This is a genomic window from Collimonas sp., assembly GCF_044339385.1.
Taxonomy (GTDB): domain Bacteria; phylum Pseudomonadota; class Gammaproteobacteria; order Burkholderiales; family Burkholderiaceae_D; genus Collimonas.
Genome location: NZ_JBIIVN010000177.1, coordinates 1 through 4858, shown reverse-complemented (window position 1 = coordinate 4858; position 4858 = coordinate 1). Strand labels below are relative to the sequence as shown.

4 protein-coding genes and 1 pseudogene are annotated in these 4858 nt (G+C 52.0%); 3 read left to right on the top strand and 2 right to left on the bottom strand.

All coding sequences use genetic code 11. The features are described 5' to 3' along the window. The first annotated feature begins 372 nt into the window (after positions 1-372). A complete protein-coding gene (gene pbpG, locus ACIQ0R_RS11245; protein ID WP_395827350.1) occupies positions 373-1539 on the top strand; it encodes a D-alanyl-D-alanine endopeptidase in 1167 nt (388 codons plus the stop codon). A 159-nt stretch (positions 1540-1698) separates the two neighbouring features. Here pbpG and ACIQ0R_RS11240 read toward each other — a convergent pair whose 3' ends face one another. Beyond that, positions 1699-2469 carry an IclR family transcriptional regulator gene (locus ACIQ0R_RS11240; RefSeq protein WP_395827346.1) on the bottom strand — a complete coding sequence of 257 codons (771 nt, stop codon included), beginning with the start codon at positions 2467-2469 and terminating at the stop codon, positions 1699-1701. 221 nt (positions 2470-2690) lie between these two features. Here ACIQ0R_RS11240 and ACIQ0R_RS11235 point away from each other — a divergent pair, with 221 nt between their 5' ends. Then, positions 2691-3116 (top strand): diacylglycerol kinase, encoded by a 426-nt coding sequence (locus ACIQ0R_RS11235; protein ID WP_395827343.1) that lies wholly within the window; start codon positions 2691-2693, stop codon positions 3114-3116. 184 nt (positions 3117-3300) lie between these two features. Here ACIQ0R_RS11235 and ACIQ0R_RS11230 read toward each other — a convergent pair whose 3' ends face one another. Further along, on the bottom strand, positions 3301-3771 hold the full coding sequence (locus ACIQ0R_RS11230; protein ID WP_395827340.1) for a DM13 domain-containing protein: 471 nt from the start codon (positions 3769-3771) through the stop codon (positions 3301-3303). A gap of 334 nt (positions 3772-4105) precedes the next feature. Here ACIQ0R_RS11230 and ACIQ0R_RS11225 point away from each other — a divergent pair. After that, positions 4106-4702: pseudogene (locus ACIQ0R_RS11225) on the top strand (sulfate ABC transporter substrate-binding protein); the annotation flags it as partial. Between the last annotated feature and the right edge of the window lie 156 nt (positions 4703-4858).

Genomic DNA, 4858 nt, shown 5'->3' with positions numbered 1-4858 from the left:
AGTGCCACCTTCGCTTTTTTGTTGCCCGCTGAAACTGTTTCGTTTTAATTCGTTCATATCCTGCCTTCGTTGTTCAGTGCAGGATACTCCTTAAACTATTGTCCGGATTTCCGGGTCCACTATAGTAATTGAAATAATTGTGTAAGTGTAAAAGAAGATCGCAATGGCGACTATGTCAAGAACGTTACAAATTTTTCGAGGAACCACTAATAGGAATACTTCCTAATTACGCTAAAATCCTTGCTGAAAACCAAGTTCTTTACATCGAAAATTGTTTAATTTAGTGCTCTAACTATCTAATTCTCTTGCGATTTTTTATGGGTTTGCCTACACTTCCACAAAGTTATCGTTCGCCGAATATTGGAGCCGTACATGGGCAAATCCGCGCTGGTTGTTTTTTTGTCACTTTCTCTGGTGTTCGCAATTGCGCCCGCGACGCCGGTTTTCGCTCAGTCGAAACATGTTTCCTCCAAGAAGGTGGCCACTAAAACAGTCGCAAAAGCTGCTTCCAAAACATCCTCCGGCAAGAAAACCGCCGCTTCTAGCGCTTCCAGAAAGCACCTCACGATTGCTGCCCATGGCCATAAGCAGGGTAACGTTGCATCGCTTCAGAAAAACGAAAGACTGGTGAAGAAAGTGGTGATGGTGAATGGCCGTCGCAAGGTCATTCACCAGCGTGTTGCTTTCGCGCCTTCTGGGCCTGTGCTGCCACCTGTCCTTTCTGCGGGTGAGCAGGCTGGCCTGAACCTGACGCGCGATCCGCTGGAGTTGAAATCGAGCGTGGCGCTGGTGCTGGATCAAAATAGTTCGGAAGTTTTGCTCGACAAGAACTCACAGGTGCCGTTGCCGATCGCATCGTTGACCAAGCTGATGACTAGCATGGTAGTGGTCGAATCGAAGCAGGACATGAACGAGGTACTGACTGTTACCGACGATGATATCGATCGTGAGAAGCATAGCAGCTCGCGCTTGCGTATCGGCTCGCAATTGAGCCGCGCAGACATGCTGCACATCGCCTTGATGAGCTCCGAAAACCGCGCAGCATCAGCGCTTGGGCGTCATTATCCAGGCGGCTTACCGGCATTTGTCGCGGCCATGAATGCCAAGGCCAAGGCGCTCGGCATGACCGAAACCCATTACGTCGATTCAACTGGCCTGTCGCATCTTAACGTTGCCAGCGCCCGCGACTTGTCGCGTCTGGTCATGGCGGCTTATCAGCATCCGATTATTCGCCAGTATTCGACGGATACCAAGTATGTGGTCGAGCCAGGTGGCAGGCCGCTGCAATATTCGACATCCAATCGTCTGGTAGAAAATCCTGCATGGCAGATCGGCTTGCAGAAGACCGGCTATATCAACGAGGCAGGGCGCTGCATGGTCATGCAGACCACTATCGACGGTCGTCAGATCGTGATGGTGTTCCTCGATTCGCGCGGGAAGTATGCGCGCCAGGCCGATGCTGACCGGGTACGAAAGTGGCTGGCAGAATCGCATCCGTCGACTCTGACTGGAGTCAAGGTGGCCGACCGTCAAAGCTGATTCGCCAGGTCTGTCGGACAGACGGCCTTAGCACGGCCTCTTGTGTTGGCGCTAGTGGATAAAAAAGAGCTTATTCGATTAACGAATAAGCTCTTTTTTATTGGCAGCAGGCGCTGGTTGCGGGCGTGCAAACTCGGCATAGCCTGCTTACCGGAATGCTCATTGCTGCGACGAATAGCCGAGCACGGCAGAAATCTGGTTTGCGGTACTGATCAAATCTTCTACCCACTCTTCCTGCAGACGATCGGCCGGTGCCGAGATCGATAGTCCGGCAACCATCTTGCCGGAATCGTCACGGATGCCGGCTGCCATGCAGCGCACACCCAGTTCCAGTTCTTCGTTGTCGCGCGCATAGCCGAGTGCGCGCACCAGACTCAGTTCGCGTTCCAGTTTGCTTAAATCGGTAATCGAATTTTTGTTGTGTCCGGCCAGCCCGGTGCGGGTAGCGTAGGCGCGTACCATTTTCGGGTCGTCGATGGATAGGAACAGCTTGCCGGTGGAGGTCAGATGCAGTGGCGCGCGGCCGCCAATGGCGCGTACCACCTGCATCCCGGAGCGTTCAGAAAAGGCCCGGTCGATGTAGACGATTTCGTCGCTCTGGCGCACCGACAGGTTGATTGTCTGATTTGTCTTGCGGTGCAGACCACGCATGAAATCAAGTGCTGCTTCACGCACGTTAAGGCGACTTTTAACGACATTACCCAATTCCAGCAGACGCATCCCAAGTCGGTAGCTGCCGGGCTCGGAGCGGTCAACGAAGCGTTTCACCACCAGGTCGTTGAGAATCCGATGGGCGGTGGATGGGTGTAGCCCGGTGACGCGGGAAAGTTCTTTTAGGCTGACCGGATCCGGGTAGAGTGCCAAGGTATCCAGCAACGAAATCATGCGCTCGATGACCTGAATGGAAATTTTACTAGCGTCGTCAGTCATGGCTGTTTTCATCGATGTATTGGTGCATTGCAAGAGAATCTTTATACCATAATGTGAAAAATCGTGCTTTGATATTGTCGCTTCTTGGATCGCCAGCGCCAGCCGAGGCTGTGCGGGGCTGGCTTGGCTAAAAACAATGACAAGCATTTGGCGTGCAGTGCAGCAAGGCTGTTAAAATCTTCCGGCGCGCCCCTGCGTTACTTTTCCATATCAGCCAGAGCATGAACGAAAAACCGCAAACACCGCAGTCGCAAGAGCCGTCTCAGCGCATCAGCGAGTTCAAAAGCACCAGCGGCTTCAAGAGAATTTTCTCGGCCTTTTTCTATTCGATAGAAGGCTTCAGGTCTGCCTGGAAAAACGAACACGCTTTTCGCCAGGAATTGATGCTGGTCATTCCTGGGATTATCGTCGCCTTATTGTTACCGGTTTCCGGGATACAGAGGTTGATGCTGATTACGGTACTGGTCTGGATCATTATCATTGAGCTGATCAATTCAGCGATTGAGGCGGTGGTAGACCGGGTCTCACTGGAGCGCAATCCGCTGTCGAAGAATGCCAAGGATTTTGGTAGCGCGGCAGTGCTGCTGACTTGCATTCTGGCCGTCGCTACCTGGGCCGTCATTTTGTATCCTTTGTTGTTTTCCTGAGCATCATTGCGATCTATAGTAACAGCCTGGAGATGTTCTTCGTCGATTCATTTTCTGCGCGCTGTTGTCAATACAATCGGTCAGGCTGGCATCCTTGTCCTGGGCATCATCTAAGGATTATTTTGCGCATCGCCGCAGCGACACCCTGATGCCATCCGCGAGAACCGCCCGAGCGGAGCCTGGCTCAGCGAAATTTCGCGGCGCTGATGAATTGCGAGTAGGCTTCGCAGCAGATGACAACTGTGTTGTAGCGTGACAGATCGACTCCAGGCGGCAAATCGACGATAAAGCCGTCGGAGGTTTTTACTTCGCCCACGCGCAGCGTTTGCTCCTTGATGGCGAGAAAGTCTTGCCCGTTATCGACAAATTCGGACGTCAGGTACACCTTGTAGTCGGGACCTAGGGCGACACGGCCTTCAAAAGCAATCTGTTTGTCTCCGACCCAAGCAGTGCCTTGCGCCCAGTGCAAGAAATCGCTGCCCGGCAAATCCCTCTTGAACACACCCTGATATTTTGCCTGGCTGGCAGCCTGTTGCAGTTCCGAAGCGGTCGGACCTTCTCCTGCGCTCAGGATGGGCAGCAGATAGATGCCGCCAGCGAAACCGATGGCCGCTGCCAATAGGTGCGAAGCGAGATAGACGTAGACTTTACTCATGTGTGATCCCGATAAAAATAGTGTTGAACAAAGTTGCAGCAGAGTTGCTTTGTCTAGTCGCGTGCAATCTTCAATGCTTACGTTTTTTGTAATTTATTATTCCGGTCAGCTGTATCCCTTGGCCAGCGAGAGCGAGGCGGCATTCATTGGCATTGATTTCTATGCGGCTAGCTTTATATCGATTCAGCGCGAATATGGGTGCTCCTTATTCATCCGGTGGGTCCGTGTATATCTGTTTTCTGCATAACGAGAGAAGAAAGAATTCGTTCTGTTTTGATAGGCGTCTGATTAATCTGTAGACCTCAAACAAAAACGTTCTCTAGGGAAGAAGCATATGTTGAAGAAAATCATTCGTTCGGTAATTGCTATTGCACTGGTTGCGCAGAGTGTGCGGATGGTCCACGCGGCGGATTTTTCGCTGCTCAATGTCTCTTACGATCCGACACGCGAGTTGTATCAAGATTACAACAAGGCGTTTGTCAAATACTGGAAAGAAAAGACCGGTGACAACGTCATGATCAAGGCATCTCATGGTGGATCCGGCAAGCAGGGGCGCTCGGTAATCGACGGCCTGGATGCCGATGTCGTGACTCTGGCGCTGGCCTGCGACATTGATGAGATTTCAGCGAAGGCCAAGCTGCTTCCGGCCGATTGGCAAAAGCGCCTGCCGCACAACAGCACGCCATATACCTCGACCATCGTGCTGCTGGTGCGCAAGGGCAATCCCAAGGGTATCAAGGATTGGGACGACCTGATCAAGCCTGGCGTATCGGTAGTGGTAGCCAATCCAAAGACTTCCGGCGGTGCACGCTGGGCTTATCTGGCGGCCTACGGCTATGCATTGAAGAAGAATAATAACGACGATGCCAAGGCACGCGATTTCATTAGAAAACTCTACAAGAATGTGCCGGTGCTGGATTCCAGCACCCAGAGGGTGTAATTAGTTTTGTGTAAACGGTCATTTGGCAGGACTGAGCTTCCCTCGATTTTTCGTCTTCCAACAGGTGGCTTTTATGCCGCCTGTTTTTCCTGATGTTGCTCAGTGAGCCAGTCATCTAAATACTGGCAGGGTGAACGATAGCCAAGC